We start from the raw sequence: 18,757 nt of genomic DNA, 5'->3' as shown, positions 1-18,757 counted from the left end.
GATGAAACCTAGGATATTATTAGTAGAAGATGACACAAATTTGGGGTTTGTAATTTCAGACCAATTGAAAATGGAAGGTTATGATGTAACTCTTGCTTCCGATGGAATGGATGGTTTCAAACGATTTAATGAGGAGACTTATGATTTATGCATTTTCGATGTTATGATGCCGAAAAAGGATGGATTTAGTTTGGCAATGGATGTGCGAAAAATAAATTTAACCATTCCTATTTTATTTCTTACAGCAAAGGCAATGACTGAGGATAAAATTAAAGGTTTTAACGCAGGTGGAGATGATTATTTAACTAAGCCATTCAGTTCAGAAGAATTGAAATTGAGAGTTAAGGCATTACTAAAACGAGTGAATATCCACGCAGGAAGTGAGAATGAAGAAAAAGTTCAAATTGGAGACTACACCTTTGATATTTCTAATTACATTTTAACCAATGGAAGTAGTGAAAAAAAATTAACTAAAAAAGAAGCACATATTTTAAAAATCTTATCTAAGTTTCAAAATCAAGTTGTTGCCAGAGAAATGGTATTAAATGCCGTTTGGGGAAAGAATGATTATTTTGTTGGAAGAAGTTTAGATGTATTTATTACAAAACTAAGAAAGTATGTGGCAGCCGATTCAAAAGTTGTCATTGAAAACATTCATGGAATTGGATTTAAGCTCACGGTAGAATCTGATGCTTAAGTATATTTTTCTTTTCTATACCTTTTGGTTGCTCACTTTATTATTTTAGGGAATACGAAATAACTTAAGGTAAGGTCAATGAAGTTAATTCAGAGACTCCAATTAGCTTTCCTTTTTGATTGAAGCTTTCTGTTCTCACAGCGCCAAATGTAGGAAGAAACCATGTGGTAGATTTTAGGGAGCGATTAATGAATCCACTTGTTACTATTGTATTTTGAGTGATTTTTAAACATTTCATACTACCAGCTTCTGTTTCAATGGTTTCTATTCCTTCTATTTTCCTATCTGTGATATTTAATTTTAGGTTCATAACGCTAACCCCTGAAGTTGACGCTGTAATTGTGGCTGTGGCATCTTCTAATTTAGCATTAACATCAAGTATAGATGGAAAATTGATATTGGTATTTTCCATTTCAACTTCCATGTTTTGTAGATTAGCTAAAATTTCTGTAGGTAAAAATTCGGTGAAATCCATTTGATAAGTACCATTTTCACAAACTATAGTAACCATTGATTCAGGAATAAATTCTTCTCCATCAGCATCAACTCCCGTTGTTTTCATAACCCAAATCATACCATTTGCAGTTGTTTCTTCACTTATTGATTCATATTTGTTGATTCCTGTAAGCCTTTCTTTTTTATCAAAATTGGATATTTCCCATTTAGTACCTTCCTTCAGGAGTTTGGAATTTTCACAATCTTGTGCGCTAACATTCATAAAGAAGAAAATTGTTACGATAATTGAGCCAAGTAATTTCATGATATTGAGTGTTTTAATTCGTTGTTTTACACAAACCTATAATATTTTAGTTTATTAGAGGAGGAATTGAAAAATAATTTAATTTTGTCGTGTGATTTATTATTGGGAAATACTTAGAAATTCCCCACAAATCCAAAAATAAAAATGGCTCCGTGGCGCAACTGAATGCTAAAAAACATTTAGTTTCACCCCGAATCCAAAAAAAAAATGGCTCCGTGGCGCAACTGAATAGCGCACTGGATTTCGGCTCCAGCGGTTGTGGGTTTGAATCCCTCCGGGGTCACTAAGAGTGAAAGCCTTCCCTTTAGGGAGGGCTTTTTTAAGTTATAAATCATCTGAAAGTTCCTTAGAGCTGTCAAAGATCTATAATCCTTGAGGGTTCGTGCAGAATAAATGCAAACTTGTCTTTGAAAATTTTCCGTTCCCAGAGAATAATTTCTGAATCATAATTGTGGGATATGGGTAAAAGAATATAAACCAAATAGGTCAACACTATTTAGGGAAGTACAAAGAAAACTACTCAAAACTCAATATTGCCTATTGATTTCTTTGTCAAAACTTCAGAATCAACTTTAAATTAAGCCTTCTTTGCGTTAGATAATTTGGAACAGCTAAATAGTTTCCTTGGGTGTCTTGAACCCATTGCTGTGAAAGGACATTGTTTATTCCTAAAAGATTGAAAACCTCGAAATTTAGTCGAATATCCGTGAATGGTCTAAAAATTTTCTTTCTGTCCTCTTTCTTTTCTTTATTGTAGAGGAAATCATAACCAAACCCTATGTCTACTCGGAAATATGGTTTTTGACGTAAGGTGTCTTTCCTTCGAATGTCGTCTGGTGGACCATATGGAAGTCTAGTTCCAAAGTTGAATCCTAATTGAGCTGTGAACTGCTCAATACCTGGCATCCTGTCTTGAATTAGTGTTGCAAATGTGAACCATTGATCTGTTGGTTTTGGGATAAAGCCTACAGAATTTAAAGCACTATCAACTGGTGTATCATTGAATGTAAAACCAGGGATGATTTCATCGCCATCTGAATTGAAATACGAATAGTAGTCGTCATTTTCAATATCCTCAATACTTCTCATTAATCCAATCTTAAAGAATGAGTAGGTTCCGTCGATAAATTCTCCGTGAATATTCAAATCAATCCCATAAGAATGTCCTACTGCGATGTTCTCAGCTAAGTAGCGAATTCTAACATTGTCAATTCCATAAGGGTTCACATCCCATAAATATTTGTAGTATGCTTCTCCAGTAAATTTGAAAGGCGAATTACGTTCCCACATTTCAAAGGCATAATCTACTCCGGCTACAAAATGAAAAGATTTCTGACTTTTGGTATCTGCGTTCACCGTTCCATCCATTCTTCTTAATTCACGGTAGAAAGGCGGTTGATAATACAGTCCTGAACTTAAATTATATCGAACAAAGCGCTTTTTTAAATCACCTTGACTATTGATATAATATTTTCTTGGATAATAACTTAATTTAGCGCGTGGTGTAACGTAAAATTCATTGTTGAACGCAGTATAACCACCTCTTAATCCCGCATTAAATGTAAACTGAGACCTTGATCTTTCAATGGTGTCATAATGCAGGTATTTTACTTTGTTTCCAAGAGAATCATAAGTCACCATTTTTATTTCAACAGGATAATTATCTATGTATTTATCAAATGATTGTGCGTATTGTGTAAATCCGCTTACTCTCCATGTTGTTAGAACATTATTGGCTTTTATCACTTCTTGAAATCCTATTTCGTCCGGGTTGTCATTGGGTAAGCTGTATCCAGCTGAGTCAATCATACTCCATTCACTCAATACATCGTAGAAATCTTCGTATTGTGCAGACCATCCCCAACTCAATTTTCCTTTTCTATTGTAATCTAGTCCATCTTCGGTTAGTTGCATAAATTGGTAACTTCCTTCGTGTCTTAAAGAATAAATTGTTGCTTGAAGTCTATTTCTCGAATGATCTAGAAAAGCTCCAATTCCAACGGTATTTATCGAATCACCAAATTCTTCTTTAGCAGGATCATTCTCTAATTCATTAATGAAATATTCTCCTAAAATGTCAAAAGTTTCTCTTTCGTCAGTATTGAAAATATTTGCGTAAATGGCTAAATCAGTTCTTTTATTTACCTCCCACTTTAGAGAAGTTGCTCCTGTCATGGTTTGAAAACGAGTTACTTCTTGTCCTTCAAAATATACTTTGAAACTTAATGGTTGACTAATGGTACCTAATTTTGTTTCTTGTGTTTGAGGAGCAAAACGATAATCATTTGAAGAGAAATGCCCCAAAACACTCCATATCAAATTCTCTTTTATATTATAATTTCCAACAAATTGAAAATCCATAAATCGTGGTTTGTAGGCACCTTTTACTGGCAAGGAATTCAAAACATAGCCTTGGTCTTGGTATCTTCCAGCAATCATGTAATTAAAACGGGGATTAACTTCATCTTCAATATGCACTGAAACGCCGAGTAAAGAAGCGTCAAATGAACCTCTAAATCCTGTTGGAGTTCTATAAGTAATATCCAAAACTGAACTCAATCGATCACCATAATTCGAAGTAAATCCTCCCGCACTAAATGCGATATTATCTACCAAGTTTGGATTGATAAAACTCATTCCTTCTTGCTGTCCACTTCTGGTTAAAAAAGGACGATAAATTTGAAATCCGTTTACATAAACAAGGTTTTCATCATAACTTCCACCACGAACATTGTAATTGTTTGTCAATTCATTATTGGATGATGCAGCTGTAGTAAGGACCAGATATCGTTCAACTCCACCATTTGGAGAAGGGATAGAGCCCATATCAATCATTGGTAAATCTCCAATGGTGTTGTCTCCACCTTTTCCTACGACGCTAATACCTGAGAAGTATTGAACATTCAGTTTTACTTTGTCAATTGTTACTGTTTGTCCTTCGAAAACATCAACAGTTCTTTCTTGAACTTCATCATCAAATTGAATAACTATTGTTTGTTTTCCATTAGGTACTTCAAATTCAAAATAACCATCAAGATTGGTTTCAGTGCGGACTTTCACGTCCTCTTTTAAATAAACTCTAATTTCAGGAAATCCTTTGTTTGTTTTATCTACAACCTTTCCAGTAATTGTTCCAGTTTGTGATATCCCATGAATTGCAATGGTTATAAATAAAAGTAAAATGGAAAAAATCCTCATAAAATGACCTTGTTTAATGCAATTAACGTGTTGGAATTGCAAATGGTATAATTACTTCAAAGTTTATAGTAATTCACTTATAATTTTATCCATTGAATAACCTTCTGCCTCAGCTTTATAATTACGTACAAGACGGTGACGAAGAATTGGTTTTGCAACTGCTTGAACATCTTCGATATCTGGCGCATATTTTCCTTTTAGAACGGCATGGCATTTCGCTCCAATAATTAAATATTGAGACGCTCTAGGTCCTGCTCCCCATGTGATAAAGTCTTTGGTTAACTTTGGTGCAGATGTATCGTTAATTCTTGTTTTACCAACTAGTTTTACAGCGTACTCCAAAACATTTTCTGCAACTGGAATTTCACGAATCAATGCTTGAAAACGCATGATTTCTTCACTGCTCATGATTTGATTAACCGTAACGTTTGTGTCTTGAGTTGTTGATCTCACAATGGCCATTTCTTCTTCAAAAGTTGGATAATCTACCCAAATGTTAAACATAAAACGGTCTAATTGTGCTTCTGGAAGAGGGTATGTACCTTCTTGTTCGATTGGATTTTGAGTTGCCAAAACAAAAAATGGTTTCGGTAAATCATATGTTTTTCCAGCTGCTGTAACATGACGTTCTTGCATTGCTTCCAACAAAGCTGATTGTGTTTTAGGAGGAGTTCTATTGATCTCATCGGCTAAAACAATATTGCTGAATAATGGTCCTTTTACAAATTGAAAAGCGCGATTTTCATTTAAGATTTCTGCACCAACAATGTCAGAAGGCATTAAATCTGGTGTAAATTGAATTCTGTTAAAGCTTAAACCTAAAGATTGAGCAATAGTGTTGACCAATAAAGTTTTTGCTAATCCAGGAACACCTACTAAAAGGCAATGACCACGAGAAAACATTGAAATTAAAACTTGATCAACAACTTCTTCTTGTCCAATAATAACCTTATGAATTTCCTTCTTAAGCGCTTTATATTTTTCAACCAGTTGATCTAATTCATTTACATTTGACATAGTGATAAGTGTTTTTTAACGCGTTTAGTTCCAAGAATAACGGAAGTTGCAAGATGAGTAATTTTCATCAAAACGAACATATGTTTTCCCAACTTTACTGTTAACCCATTCAGTGATTTTTTCTTCCTTCTTGCTGTTTTCTGCAGCTTTCTTAATGAAATTATAATCGTCTTTTAAATTGGCTGTATGTGGTTCTGTTCTGTTCTTAATTCTCACTACACGAACACCGTCTTTTCTAGTTTTCATATCAGTATACAACCCGGGGCTTGAAATTTCGCCTGTTTCTAATCCATTAACTAAACCAAAGATTTGAGGATCAATTTGATTAATATTTGAAACATCCCAATATTGATCTCCCGTATAAGGATTTGAAAGATTACCTTGATTTTGTTTGGTATCATCATCTTCGGAATATGCAATTACTGCTTGATCCCAAGTAATTTCATATTTCTTCAATTTTGCATAACATTCATCCATTAAAGTAGCAGCGTCTCTTAATTCTTGACGACCAACTTCTGGAGTTAATAGAATGTGTCTCACAGTATAATCATCACCTTTTCGAGAAAGCAATTCAATAATATGGTATCCATATTGTGTTTCAACTACATCTGATATTTGTCCAACTTCGAGTGCAAATGCTGCCGCTTCAAATGGTTTAACCATCATTCCACGTGTAGCCTCGATTTTACCACCTTCTTTAGCACTTCCTTGATCTTCTGAATGAATAGTTGCTACTGCCGAAAAGGAACGGTTTCCTGCTTCGAAATCTGCACGCCAACCATTCAATTTTTCAATAACATCATTTCTGCTGGATTGAGTGATTTTCGGATAAATAACAATTTGCTGAATAGCAATTTTTTCATTTATGTAAGGTAAACTGTCTTCAGGAATGGAATTGAAAAATGTCCTTACATCTTTTGGACTAACCTCTACATCAGTAATAATTTGACGTTCCATTTCCTGAGAAAGTAATCTGTCTCTAATTATTTCACGAAATTCTTCTTTAATTTGAGTGTAAGTTTTACCATAGAATTGTTCTAATTTCTCACGACTACCAATTTGTTGTTCTAAGGTACGCAAACGATTTTCCATTTCGGCATTGACCTGTGCATCTGACATTTCAATACTATCAATTTTAGATTGGTTTAGCAATAGATTCTGATAAAGTAATTCTTCTAAAATGGAACAATTTGTTTGGTCATTCACATCCATTCCTTCTCCTCTTAATTGAAGCTTTTGGGATTCAAGGTCAGAAAGTAAAATTGGAAGATCGCCAACCTGTGCAACGATTTCATCAATAATTTTTTCTGATGATGTAGAATTAGATAAAATTTGAGTATTTCCTAGAAAGGATAAACCAAAACTAATAATAACTGATAGGATACTTTTCTTTAACATCTTCTAATATTGTTTCTTTTGCTTTATTTCGTAAATCATTCACCCTTCTTTTAAGGATGTGTCTTTTAATTCCAGCTCTTTCAATCTCCATCGGTGAAGATATAGTTTTTGTTCTGAAATCGAGTACGTTTACGTAATGAGTCTCACCATTTTCTTTAAAAATCGCATTTCCACGATTTTTAACTAACTCTTCTTTTTTATTGGCGGAAATTGAAATCTCTCTTACTAAATCATCAAAATAAATCCAACGCTCTTTTTCAAAATAAAAGTTGGTCGCGTAAAGATTTGCAATTTTTTTTACTTCTGTGAGGTCTTTATCATTCTTTAACAAGTAGCTTTTGTCGATTTTCAATGCAGTAGCTAAAGTGTCCGGTATTTTAATATATAACGCCCTGACAATAAAGGATTCACTTTTATAATTTTCTCGATGTGAAGTGTAATAGCTTTGAATTTCTTCTTCACTAATTACAGAATCGAGATGTTGAGTAATAAAATTATTCTCTAATTCAAAAAGATTCAGTTGCATCAATTCATGTCTTACCCTTATTTCATGGGCTTTTTTTACATCTGGTGAAATATGCTCAATTTCTAATGCGATTTGTTGCTCTTGAATCCATTCTTCTATTGCCTTATCCTTGGACTCTTGTTCTGAAAGATCAGAATCTATAAGTTCCATACGATTTATCAATTCTGTTTCATACAAAATTTCATCACCTACTTGGCATATCTTTTCGTCTCCATTTCCTGAACAAGAAAATAAAAACAGAAGAAGGCTGCTCCATAGAACAACCTTCTCAATATGATATGTTTTGAACTTACTCACCAATAGAATATAATGCTTCGTTGTTCACTTTAATTGTGTGTTTTTCACTCAGTTCTCTCAACCAGTTTTCTTCTAAATATTCTTGATAAGACTGAATTACCGAACCTCTTGCTTCTTGCAATTTTTTAGGTCCTGCAGGAAGTTTTTCTTCAACAATAATAAGATAATATTTATCTCCTTCTTTAAAAATGTCGTTTGCGCCAGTGTTTAAAGTTCTGTTGGTCAATAAAGGATTTTCCGATTGAATGAATTTTCCTTTTTCTGCTTCTAGATTTAATTGAGAATCTGCATTTACTTTACTTAAAACATCATACATTGTTAATGTATCGATTTCATTTAGAAGTTGGGCCTCTAATAACATGTCCTTTTTACTTGAAGAATAAATAATTGCTTCTATGCGATCAGGCCATTGGTATTTACTTTGGTTTGATTCGAAATATGCTTTTAAACCAACTGTGTCTTTTATGGCTTTATCCCATACTTTGTCCTTCATTATTTCATACAATAAAACTCCATCATGATATTCTTGCAGTAAAGCTTTATAAGCTGGATATTTCATTTCCAAACTGTTTTTCTCATCGTTCATGATTTCAGCTGATTGCCATTCCTTGTACTTTTGATCTACAAATTTTTGAATTGGCATTTGTGTTGTAGACTTATTACTAGAAATGTAATTCATAAATGAAAGCATGTCATACTTCGTTTCATTGTATTTGAACATCCACTTGTTTTTCTTCAACTCAGGTGTTTCCCAGTTCTTTTTGAAAACTGTGCTGTCGATATTTTCATAAAACCAAGGTAATCTTTTACTTCCTTTATCTTTAAAAGAATTTTCTTCTTTCAATTTTGCGATAAAAGCTTTTTCCGATTGATTAGCTCTATCACCACGACTTAATTTTTGTTGCAGTTCAGGCTTTAAATCTTCTAACGAACCCAATGGGCTAAATTCATTTCTTTGAACGATATGAAAACCATAGTCTGTTTTGAAAGGGCGAGAGTAATCTCCATCATTTTTTAATGCAAATGCAGCGTCTTCAAATTCGGTTACCATTCTTTGATTAGTTCCTGAACCAAAAGCAGGAAGTTTACCTCCTTTGGATTTAGAACCTTGATCATCTGAATATAAACGAGCTAATTTTTCAAAAGAACCACCTTCTTCTAATTCTTTATAAATTTCGTTGATTTTCTTTTCGGCATTTGTAATGTCTTCTTCTTCTGCATCCTTATCTAAAAAAACCATAATGTGAGAAGCTGTAATTGTTCCTCTGGCTTCACGTTTGTCTGTTACCTTTATAAGGTGATATCCATAGCTTGATCTTGATGGCATAGAAACCTCACCAACTTTCAAGTTGTATGCAGCAGTTTCGAAAGGATAAACCATTTGGAAAGCTGTGAAATAACCTAAATCACCTTTATTTACTTTTGCAGAAGGATCTTCAGAACCTTCAACTGCTACTTTTCCGAAGTCTTCACCTTTTTCAATTCGGTTTTTTAAAGCAATCGCTTTGTTGTATGCTTTTAAAGTATCGGCAGGTGAAGCATCTGGTTTCACATTAATTAAAATGTGTGATGCTTTTATTTCATATTTCATTCTGTCATAAGCTTCATGAAGTAATTCACTTGACTTACTAGAATCAATTAAGTAGGGGTGAGATAATTGCTCTTTATAACCTTTTAACTCTCTTTTTAAAGATGGAATTGTATCGTATCCCAAAGCTTCAGCCTCAGCAACTTTTAATTTAAACTTTTTATAAAGTTCCATGTATTCATCCAAACTTTCTTTATCGTATTTTGGATTGTCATTGTTCTTTAAATAAACTTGTAGGAACTCACTTTGAGTTACAGGGTCACCATTGACAGTCATTACAACGACTTCACCATCCTTTTGACTCCATACGTTAATGGAAAATGCTAAAAAAGCGATGAGTGACACTAAAAAATTTTTCAAATACATAATTATAAATACTTTAATTTTAAAAACGTTTACGAAAATAATATTCTAATTAGGTGTTAAACACTTAACATCAAAAAATATTGTGTTCAGATTTTATTTGAAGCTGTAATTTGGAGCTTCTCTTGTAATTGCAACATCATGAGGATGTGATTCTGTCATTCCAGCATTAGTTATTCTTACAAATTCAGCACCCTGCAATGCTTCAATTGTAGCAGCACCACAATATCCCATTCCAGCTCTTAATCCACCAACAACTTGGTACACAACTTCTTCTAGGTTTCCTTTATAGGGCACGCGACCAGCGATTCCTTCAGGAACTAATTTCTTGCTGTCATCTTCTGTATCTTGGAAATAACGATCTTTTGAGCCTTTTTCCATTGCCTCAATTGAACCCATTCCACGGTAAGCTTTGAATTTTCTGCCTTGATAAATGATAGTATCCCCAGGTGATTCTTCTGTTCCTGCGAACATGGAACCAACCATTACTGTATCTGCTCCAGCTGCAATTGCTTTTACAATATCTCCAGTGTAGCGAATTCCACCATCTGCAATAACAGGAATTCCTGTTCCTTCAAGTGCTCTTGCTACGTCATTAATTGCTGTGATTTGTGGAACACCAACTCCTGCAATAATTCTTGTTGTACAAATTGAACCAGGTCCAATTCCTACTTTTACTGCATCAGCTCCAGCGTCAGCTAAATGTTTTGCCGCTTCTGCTGTGGCGATATTTCCAACGATAACGTCGATATCTTTATATTTTGCTTTTACAGCTTTCAATTTTTCGACAACTCCCATTGTGTGACCGTGAGCTGTATCAATAACAATTGCATCAACTCCAGCTTTTACTAGTGCGTCAACTCTATCAATGGTGTCCTCTGTTACACCAACTGCTGCAGCAACGCGCAAACGACCAAATTGATCTTTACAAGAATTAGGGTGTTGTTTTACTTTTATAATGTCACGGTAAGTAATTAAACCGATCAATTTATTGTCTTTATCTACAACCGGAAGTTTTTCAATTTTATGTTCTTGTAAAATTCCTTCAGCTGTTGTAAGGTCTGTTGAATCAGTTGTGACAACCACATTTTCACTGGTCATAACTTCTGTAATCGGCCTTTCCTTTACTTTTTCAAAACGTAAATCACGATTTGTAACTATTCCTTTAAGCACCTTGTTTTCATCAACGACAGGAATTCCACCGATTTTATTTTCTTTCATTAAAAGAAGTGCATCTTTAACCAATGCGTTTTCACGTAAAATAATTGGGTCGATGATCATTCCACTTTCTGAACGCTTTACTTTACGTACTTCTAAAGCTTGTAGCTCGATGCTCATGTTTTTGTGAATCACACCAATACCTCCAGTTTGAGCCATAGCAATTGCCATGCTTGATTCTGTTACGGTATCCATTGCTGCAGAAACGACTGGCGTATTTACAGTAATGTTTTTAGAGATTTTACTTTTAAGAATTACGTTTCGTGGAAGAACTTCTGAAAATGCTGGAACAAGAAGGATGTCATCAAATGTTAAACCTTCTCTTACTTTACTTATATCGCGGAATGCCATGTGAACCTATTTTTTATATGTAAATAAATTCACGCAAATGTACTAATATTTAAAAAAGAATAGACTTTTTTGATGTTTTTATGTTGATAAAATCTGTTAAACAGTCATTATTCTTATATTCGAACACTAAATTCGAAAAAACACATGCTTAGAAAGATCACTACAATTCTTTTTGTCACATTTTTATTTGCTGGACAAATGGCTTTTAGCCAAAATGTAATTTTTCCTGAAGTAGTTCTAAAAAATGTTCCTACTGACATTCAAGTTCAATCTGAAGTTGAATTAGAATATTTGATTTTAAATGGTGATACGCTAAACCTTAATAAAACTGGAGATAATTATGTGATGAATGTGGTTTTGGAAAATGATAACATTCAATTTGAAAACACAAATATTCAATTCGAAAAACCTTTGGTTATTCCCGGTTGGTTGTCCTTGTTACCTCCTTTAATTGCTATTATCTTGGCTTTAATTTTTAAAGAAGTTCTTTCTTCTTTATTCCTTGGGATCTTTATTGGTGCAGCAACAATTGGATTTTACGGAGGAGGAGTTTCAGGAATTTTTGCAGCTTTTTTTACTGTTTTAGATCATTATATTTTAGATGCCTTGCTCGATCCTGGACATGCTTCGGTGATTTTATTCTCCGTTATTATTGGTTCCATTGTCGCCATAATTTCCAAAAATGGAGGAATGCAAGGAGTTGTGAACCGATTAATAAAATTCGCTACGAATCGTAAATCAGGAATGTTAACGGCTTATTTCTTAGGGTTGGCCATCTTTTTCGATGATTATGCAAATACTTTGGTTGTAGGAAATACCATGCGACCTATTACAGACAAGTTGAAGATTTCTAGAGAAAAGTTAGCTTACATCGTCGATTCAACTGCAGCGCCAATTGCAGCCGTAGCATTTATTACAACTTGGATTGGTGCAGAGTTAACGTACATCAGCGATGGAATTTCTAAAATTGAAATGCAGCAAGGTGTTGTAATTGCAGAAAGTGCTTATGGGATTTTTATTAACTCTTTGGCGTATTCTTTTTATCCTGTTTTTACATTATTCTTCGTGTTTTTCTTACTCTATAAGCAACGTGATTTCGGTCCAATGTACAAAGCAGAAGTCAAAACAATTAAAGAAGGAATTACTGCGGATACGGTTACGAATCGTGAGTTGGAAGAGTTTAATCCTGTGAAAAACGCCAAAATTAAAGCCTACAATGCAATCATTCCAATTTTTATCGTGATTTCAGGAACCTTCCTAGGTTTGTTGGTGACAGGAATTTCCGCTTCAAATACCGAATTACTGGCAGCAGGAATAGATTTAAGTAATGGAACTTGGGCTGCGATTGGAACAGAAGGCGGAGATTCAGTTGGGTTCTTTAGAAAACTAGGAATCGTGATTGGAAATGCTGATTCCTATGTTGCATTGTTGTGGTCTTCTATGGCCGGATTAGCAGCAGCAATCGTTATGACCGTTTCTCAAAGAATTATGTCTTTGAAGGAAGCAATGGACGCAATGATTGTTGGAATAAATACCATGATGCCAGCAGTTGTAATTTTGATTCTTGCGTGGTCACTAGCTGGAGTAACTGAAAGTTTAAGTACAGCAGAATACCTGAAAGCCTTCTTTGGTTCCGATTTTTCACATGTTTGGGTAATTCCTGCATTAACGTTTGTATTGTCTGCATTTATTGCATTTTCAACCGGTTCTTCATGGAGTACAATGGCGTTAATGTACCCACTTGTGATTCCGTTATCTTTTGCTGTAGCGGCGGGAGATCCAAATTTCTCTGAAATGGCCATTTTGTACAATACTATTGCTTCAGTTTTAGCTGGTTCCGTGCTTGGTGACCATTGTTCGCCAATTTCAGATACCACAATCTTGAGTAGTTTAGCTACGTCTTGTGATCATATTCAACACGTGAGAACACAAATGCCGTATGCGCTGAGTGTAGGAGCAGTTGCGTTGTTTATTGGTGTGATTCCAACAGCATTTGGAGTTCCGAGTTTGGTGGCTTTTGGAGTTGGGATAGTGTTGTTGTACTTGATTGTGCATTTTGTGGGGAAGAAGGTGTAGAAAACTGCTTTTAAGGTTTTAATACAACCACGAGATGAATCGCGCGGTAGCAAGGATGGAGTATGAAAAGGAAAAGAAGTAGTGTGAGGTTTAATATTTTAGAATTAAAACTTGTTCTTCATGTACTTTCTGTGATTTTAATCCTATTACTAGCGAATTCAGTTAATCATGATGTTTCTTTAAGAAAGACCTTAGAAAGTGGTGAAGTTAAGGTGTTGAATTTTTCAACTTTAGAACAAGCTAAATGCAATCTGCGTAAAGTGTCTAATCGTCATTTAAAATTGAAGAATGATGATGGGGAACTTTATACTGTACTGATGAACAAGTTAAGTTGCCGAAATTACTCCGAGGATAAGATTATTGTGAAATGTAATGGGTTTGATTGTGTGGATTCCGGTTATGAGATAAATAGCGTACTTTTTTATATAAAAATTATCGGTGTAATTATTTTAATAATTGTAAATATATTACTGTTTTTTAATAGAATAAAGCTATGAGGAGAATAGTAAGTTGTTTGCTTTTTATTTGCTTGATAAGCTCTTGTGCAGATAATGAAAAGAAGCAATTGGAATGCTTGGATCGATTGTTATTAGAAGGGGCCAAAACAGAATTCGGGAAACAAGTTTTTGATAGTTTCAAAGATACTTTGTCTAGCTGGAAAAAGATAATGCCAAACGTATTAATTGAAAGATATAACTTTGTTCCAGATGGTTTAATAATTCCAGAAAATAAAAAACAAGGTGTTTTATTTCTTATAATGCAAAGAAAGTTAGCCAGTATTGGAGCTGACCATGTTAAAATGATAGTTTTTGAAGAGGTTAATGGTGGAGTCTCTTTCTATCACAAAGGTAGTTTGAACATGGTATTTTCAAATTATTTGGATGAAACTATTGAAGCCCCATTTAGAATTGACTCATTGAAGATGCTTTATAGAAAAACGGTTATAAAAAATTATCAAATACTTGATGAAGTCAGTTGTAAATTAAATTCAGAGTTTTATGAAGTATGGATAGATAATAACTATTTGGTTAAAAAGCATGAAGATTGGTTAGAAGACCCTAAACATTTTTAGAGTTGATGAGAGTTTTTTATAAAAGAAAATTTAATGAAAAATAAAGAATTCTTAAGCAAATCAGATAAAAAAAGTTTCATAATTATCGCTTTGTCAGCCATGATTCCATTTATGGTTTGCAGTTATTATGGGGTTAGTTTTGTAATCAAATTGATAGTAACTTCACTTTTAGGAATTCTAGGATTTGCATTTTCATGGTATTTAAATAACAATAAAACTTCGAAATAGTTTTTAAGTTAATCAAACATCCTTAAAACTTAAATTTGAAATGAAAAAAATATTTGGAGTTGAAAATTCTTTAAGATATTTCCTAATTTTTATTGGTCTGGTTCCTTTGTTATAATTGCAATCCAAATCAATTTAGAAGTAAAAACGTTTTATTCTTTGGGATATTTAGTCTACTTCTCTATCTATGGGTTGTTTCTATATTTCTACACTAAAATCAATTGCTTCGACTGTAATGTTTATGTCAAAGGAGGAAATGTAATTTTAACTAGGTTCTTAAGTGCTCCGATTAGTATAAGCAATATTGAAAATTTGAAAATTAGGAAAATTGTCATTTTATCATCGCTTTTAAAAGTATACAAATTAGAAGTTAATAGTCAGAAATATATCTTTAAAGCAAATATTCCTTTTGGATTTATAAGGAAGTTATTTCGCCAAGAAAGTATCGTTTTGGAATTAGAGAGGATGCTTAGTCAAGCTAGAAGAAGGTCAATAAACTGTGAAATGAAGAATTGAAATGAAAAATAAAAGCTTTGGACATTGTCTTGAAAAATTAGAATCGTATAAGATTGTTGGTGATCCAGAACAATGGATTCTTATGGAGAAAATGCAAAACATCTTTTCTATCGTTACCTCTGGATTAGAATTCGAGAAATATAATGAAAGATTTGAGCTTAATAATGCAAAAGAGGCTTTAAGTTTAGTTCCTAATGGGGATGCATTTATCGCTTGGGATAATTATGCCATACCACTTGTTAAATCAGACTTTTCAAACATTATTGAAAATATAGATGCTGTATCTAGCGTTTCTAGGGTGTATTACATTTTTGCAACTAATTTTAGTTGGCTTTTGGAACTTCATCATGATGGATCGAAAAGATTGGTTTTTGAAAATAAATGAATTTATTAATAGATAATCTTAAAAGAATGAAAGTTGTTTATGACAGAGCTAATGACTTGTATTTGGATGAAAAGGACAATGCTGCAATTCAATTAATTGAATCTGTTAATTGGTTAGAATCATTAGATTTACTTGTTTTGTATGGTCAGATTTTATTAAATCCCTCAAGAGGTAAGTCAAAAAAAGAAAAATTAATAAAGGGGATAGAAAGTCTTGAAAAAGCATTAGAAATGGGCTCAACTGATGCTGCCGAGGAACTAGGGGATTTATATTTTTATTCTGACCATTTAATAAAGCAAGATATTCCAAAAGCAATTTCATGTTGGGAAAAAGGTTATGGTTTAGGGTCTGTTCTTTGTGTAAATGAACTACTGAAATACTATAAAGATTACGATGAATTAAGCTATAATAAAATAATTGAACTAGCTACTTTTTTAACCAAAGATGACATTTTCAAAACAACAGGTTTTTTTAATCTTGGTAAAGTCTATATGAATACAAAGGTTGAAGTATTCAATGTCGAATTATCCTTGAAATATTATGGTAACGCGTGTGAGTTAGGGAGCGAAATAGCCTGTATGAAAATGATGGAATTGTACTATAATGGGAATGATTTTATTGCAAAAGACATTGCTAAAAGCTTTGAATATTGTAAAAAAGCTTCAAAATCTTCAGAAAATGGGTTTTTTGGAGAGGAAATAGAGTTTTGGATGAAAAAAATAGAGAAAGAATTAAAAATTGTAGATTTTTGAAGGTTACAAAATTGTTTTAAAAATCCTCCCTCTGTATCTCTCCCGATTTTTTCGGGACAGGCTCTCCAAAAAGGGAGAAATGCTTCGAACTATTTTCTAGGGATAAACTAAAGTTAATGAGCTAACCTAAATTATCCGTCTAAATAAAAAATCCGCGACTATCTGCGTTTCCGAAAACTTTCGGAACGGTGTTCCGTCATCCCATCTTGCCAACCTCCCAAACATTTCTCATTATTTTACCCCTCTCCTTATTCATAAATGAAGATTAATGTTAAGTTTGTTTATCAAATTTAAGAAGATATAATTCAAACCATGGAAACCTTATTACAACGACATATAGATTACGACCGTACAAATTTCACTGATGGTGAACTTGTTGATATATACAAACGCATTTTGAAACCTCGTCTTATTGAAGAAAAGATGTTGATTCTTTTACGTCAAGGGAAAATCTCAAAATGGTTTTCTGGTTGGGGACAAGAGGCAATAAGTGTTGGGACAACTTTAGCGATGCAAAAGGATGAGGTAATTCTTCCAATGCACAGGAACTTAGGTGTTTTCACAACACGTGATATTCCTTTGGAGCGACTTTTTGCTCAATTTCAAGGGAAAATGTCTGGTTTCACAAAAGGACGTGATCGTTCTTTCCACTTTGGAACAATGGATTATAATATCGTTGGAATGATTTCTCACTTAGGGCCACAATTAGGAATTGCTGATGGAATTGCACTAGCTTCTAATATCAAAAAAGAAGGGAAAGCAACTTTGGTATTTTCTGGAGATGGTGGAGCAAGTGAAGGAGATTTTCATGAAGCATTAAACGTTGCAGCGGTTTGGCAATTGCCAACGATTTTCACAATTGAGAATAACCAGTGGGGATTGTCAACTCCAAGTAATGAACAGTTCAGGTTTAAACAATTCGTAGATAAAGGAATAGGATATGGAATGGATGCTTTTCAAATCGATGGAAACAACATTTTGGAAGTAATTACTTCGGTAAAGCAAATCGCAGAATCTATCCGTGAGCGTCCAAGACCATTTTTATTGGAATGTTTGACTTTTAGAATGAGAGGTCATGAAGAAGCTTCGGGAACGAAATATTATCCTGAGGGAATTCAAGATGAATGGAGCAAAAAAGATCCTGTTGTTAATTATGAACTTTTCTTGAAAGAAGAAGGCTTATTGACAGATGAGATGATTGCTGATTTCTCTAAAGAGATAAAGGATGAAATTCAAAATGGTTTAGATGTCGCTGGAGCGGAACCTAAAATTATTCCAGATACAGAAACGGAAATTAAAGATTTATTCAAGGAGTACAATCAAGTTGTTGTGGCGCCAGAATCAGAAAATAAAAGTGAAAAACGATTGGTAGACGCCGTTTCTGACGGATTGAGACAATCTATGGAGCGCTTCCCAGAATTAGTATTAATGGGACAAGACATTGGCGATTATGGTGGTGTTTTTAAAGTTACAGAAGGCTTCGTAGAACAATTTGGAAAAGACCGTGTGAGAAATACACCTTTATGTGAATCCGCAATTATTGGAGCTGGACTTGGTTTATCAATTGCTGGAATGAAAGCAATGGTAGAAATGCAATTCTCCGATTTTGTGACAGTAGGTTTTAATCAAATCGTGAATAATCTAGCGAAATTACATTGGCGGTGGGGACAAAATGCTGATGTTGTGGTGAGAATGCCAACAGGTGCTGGAGTAGCAGCCGGACCATTCCATTCACAAAGTACGGAAGCTTGGTTTTTCCATACACCAGGATTAAAGATTGTTTATCCAGCATTTCCAGGAGACGCAAAAGGATTGTTGGCAGCAGCTATTGAAGATCCAAATCCTGTGTTGTTTTTCGAACATAAATTCCTTTATCGTAGTTTGAGAGAAGACATTTATGATGATTATTATACTACTGAAATAGGAAAAGCGGCAGTCTTGAAAAAAGGAACTGACGTAACGATTGTTACTTATGGTTTGGGAGTGCATTGGGCTTTGGAAACATTAGAAAATGACACTTCAATTTCTGCAGATTTAATAGATTTGAGAACTTTAGCGCCTTTAGACATGGAAACTGTCATTGAATCAGTGAAAAAGACAGGACGAGTTATTGTTTTACATGAAGATGTAGAGATTGGTGGAATAGGAGCGGAGATAGTTACTCAGATTAATGAAGCATGTTTCAAATATTTAGATGCGCCAATTCGAAGAGTGGCATCTTTAAATACGCCAATTCCTTTTGAAGCAGATTTAGAGAAAAACTTCTTACCAAATAAGCGTTTCGAAACAGTTTTAACTGAATTATTGAATTACTAAAA

The 18,757-nt window shown here is 33.9% G+C and carries 14 protein-coding genes and 1 tRNA gene; 8 read left to right on the top strand and 7 right to left on the bottom strand.

Going from position 1 to position 18,757, the window contains the following annotated elements:
* The first annotated feature begins 1 nt into the window (after nt 1).
* Nucleotides 2-697 carry a response regulator transcription factor gene (locus C6368_RS11385; protein WP_234369129.1) on the top strand — a complete coding sequence of 232 codons (696 nt, stop codon included), beginning with the start codon at nt 2-4 and terminating at the stop codon, nt 695-697.
* Between the two features lie 64 nt (nt 698-761).
* Here C6368_RS11385 and C6368_RS11380 read toward each other — a convergent pair whose 3' ends face one another.
* The gene (locus tag C6368_RS11380; RefSeq protein WP_107039336.1) at nt 762-1,457 is read right to left on the bottom strand and encodes a TapB family protein; all 696 of its coding nucleotides are present in this window, start codon (nt 1,455-1,457) and stop codon (nt 762-764) included.
* Nucleotides 1,458-1,666: 209 nt separating this feature from the next.
* Here C6368_RS11380 and C6368_RS11375 point away from each other — a divergent pair.
* Nucleotides 1,667-1,740, top strand: a tRNA-Arg gene (locus C6368_RS11375).
* A 269-nt stretch (nt 1,741-2,009) separates the two neighbouring features.
* Here C6368_RS11375 and C6368_RS11370 read toward each other — a convergent pair.
* From C6368_RS11370 to guaB, 6 genes are all read right to left on the bottom strand, one after another.
* On the bottom strand, nt 2,010-4,655 hold the full coding sequence (locus C6368_RS11370) for a TonB-dependent receptor (protein WP_107039335.1): 2,646 nt from the start codon (nt 4,653-4,655) through the stop codon (nt 2,010-2,012).
* A 63-nt stretch (nt 4,656-4,718) separates the two neighbouring features.
* Nucleotides 4,719-5,672 carry an AAA family ATPase gene (locus C6368_RS11365; protein WP_107039334.1) on the bottom strand — a complete coding sequence of 318 codons (954 nt, stop codon included), beginning with the start codon at nt 5,670-5,672 and terminating at the stop codon, nt 4,719-4,721.
* A gap of 24 nt (nt 5,673-5,696) precedes the next feature.
* Nucleotides 5,697-7,070 carry a peptidylprolyl isomerase gene (locus C6368_RS11360; protein ID WP_107039333.1) on the bottom strand — a complete coding sequence of 458 codons (1,374 nt, stop codon included), beginning with the start codon at nt 7,068-7,070 and terminating at the stop codon, nt 5,697-5,699.
* The gene (locus tag C6368_RS11355; RefSeq protein WP_159038569.1) at nt 7,036-7,893 is read right to left on the bottom strand and encodes a hypothetical protein; all 858 of its coding nucleotides are present in this window, start codon (nt 7,891-7,893) and stop codon (nt 7,036-7,038) included. Before C6368_RS11355 ends, C6368_RS11360 begins: the two co-directional genes overlap by 35 nt.
* Complete coding sequence (locus tag C6368_RS11350) at nt 7,886-9,826, bottom strand: peptidylprolyl isomerase (RefSeq protein WP_159038568.1); 1,941 nt, start codon at nt 9,824-9,826, stop codon at nt 7,886-7,888. Before C6368_RS11350 ends, C6368_RS11355 begins: the two co-directional genes overlap by 8 nt.
* Before the next feature lie 114 nt (nt 9,827-9,940).
* A complete protein-coding gene (gene guaB / locus C6368_RS11345) occupies nt 9,941-11,413 on the bottom strand; it encodes an IMP dehydrogenase (RefSeq protein WP_107039330.1) in 1,473 nt (490 codons plus the stop codon).
* 144 nt (nt 11,414-11,557) lie between these two features.
* Here guaB and C6368_RS11340 point away from each other — a divergent pair, with 144 nt between their 5' ends.
* From C6368_RS11340 to C6368_RS11305, 6 genes are all read left to right on the top strand, one after another.
* Nucleotides 11,558-13,489, top strand: coding sequence for a Na+/H+ antiporter NhaC family protein (locus C6368_RS11340; RefSeq protein WP_107039329.1), 1,932 nt, complete (start codon nt 11,558-11,560; stop codon nt 13,487-13,489).
* Between the two features lie 493 nt (nt 13,490-13,982).
* Nucleotides 13,983-14,561, top strand: a complete 579-nt coding sequence (locus C6368_RS11330; protein WP_107039327.1) for a hypothetical protein — start codon at nt 13,983-13,985, stop codon at nt 14,559-14,561.
* A gap of 33 nt (nt 14,562-14,594) precedes the next feature.
* Entirely contained in the window at nt 14,595-14,789 is a 195-nt protein-coding gene (locus tag C6368_RS11325; RefSeq protein ID WP_107039326.1) for a hypothetical protein, read from the top strand.
* A 514-nt stretch (nt 14,790-15,303) separates the two neighbouring features.
* Complete coding sequence (locus C6368_RS11315) at nt 15,304-15,687, top strand: CDI toxin immunity protein (protein WP_107039324.1); 384 nt, start codon at nt 15,304-15,306, stop codon at nt 15,685-15,687.
* Nucleotides 15,684-16,439, top strand: a complete 756-nt coding sequence (locus C6368_RS11310; protein ID WP_107039323.1) for a tetratricopeptide repeat protein — start codon at nt 15,684-15,686, stop codon at nt 16,437-16,439. Before C6368_RS11315 ends, C6368_RS11310 begins: the two co-directional genes overlap by 4 nt.
* Nucleotides 16,440-16,751: 312 nt before the next feature.
* Nucleotides 16,752-18,755 carry an alpha-ketoacid dehydrogenase subunit alpha/beta gene (locus tag C6368_RS11305; RefSeq protein ID WP_107039322.1) on the top strand — a complete coding sequence of 668 codons (2,004 nt, stop codon included), beginning with the start codon at nt 16,752-16,754 and terminating at the stop codon, nt 18,753-18,755.
* Nucleotides 18,756-18,757: the final 2 nt, after the last annotated feature.

This window comes from Brumimicrobium mesophilum (genome assembly GCF_003025005.1).
In the GTDB taxonomy this organism is placed as follows: domain Bacteria; phylum Bacteroidota; class Bacteroidia; order Flavobacteriales_D; family Crocinitomicaceae; genus Brumimicrobium; species Brumimicrobium mesophilum.
The sequence above is the reverse complement of the archived record's forward strand: the minus strand, read 5'-3'. Positions and strand labels throughout refer to the sequence as shown.

What these genes read in the sequence shown, in the direction of transcription:
- C6368_RS11340 (WP_107039329.1), top strand. Translation starts at nt 11,558, where the DNA reads ATGCTTAGAAAGATCACTACAATTCTTTTTGTCACATTTTTATTTGCT.
- C6368_RS11315 (WP_107039324.1), top strand. Translation starts at nt 15,304, where the DNA reads ATGAAAAATAAAAGCTTTGGACATTGTCTTGAAAAATTAGAATCGTAT.
- C6368_RS11310 (WP_107039323.1), top strand. Translation starts at nt 15,684, where the DNA reads ATGAATTTATTAATAGATAATCTTAAAAGAATGAAAGTTGTTTATGAC.
- C6368_RS11370 (WP_107039335.1), bottom strand. Translation starts at nt 4,655, where the DNA reads ATGAGGATTTTTTCCATTTTACTTTTATTTATAACCATTGCAATTCAT.
- C6368_RS11380 (WP_107039336.1), bottom strand. Translation starts at nt 1,457, where the DNA reads ATGAAATTACTTGGCTCAATTATCGTAACAATTTTCTTCTTTATGAAT.
- C6368_RS11385 (WP_234369129.1), top strand. Translation starts at nt 2, where the DNA reads ATGAAACCTAGGATATTATTAGTAGAAGATGACACAAATTTGGGGTTT.
- guaB (WP_107039330.1), bottom strand. Translation starts at nt 11,413, where the DNA reads ATGGCATTCCGCGATATAAGTAAAGTAAGAGAAGGTTTAACATTTGAT.
- C6368_RS11305 (WP_107039322.1), top strand. Translation starts at nt 16,752, where the DNA reads ATGGAAACCTTATTACAACGACATATAGATTACGACCGTACAAATTTC.
- C6368_RS11330 (WP_107039327.1), top strand. Translation starts at nt 13,983, where the DNA reads ATGAGGAGAATAGTAAGTTGTTTGCTTTTTATTTGCTTGATAAGCTCT.
- C6368_RS11365 (WP_107039334.1), bottom strand. Translation starts at nt 5,672, where the DNA reads ATGTCAAATGTAAATGAATTAGATCAACTGGTTGAAAAATATAAAGCG.
- C6368_RS11325 (WP_107039326.1), top strand. Translation starts at nt 14,595, where the DNA reads ATGAAAAATAAAGAATTCTTAAGCAAATCAGATAAAAAAAGTTTCATA.
- C6368_RS11360 (WP_107039333.1), bottom strand. Translation starts at nt 7,070, where the DNA reads ATGTTAAAGAAAAGTATCCTATCAGTTATTATTAGTTTTGGTTTATCC.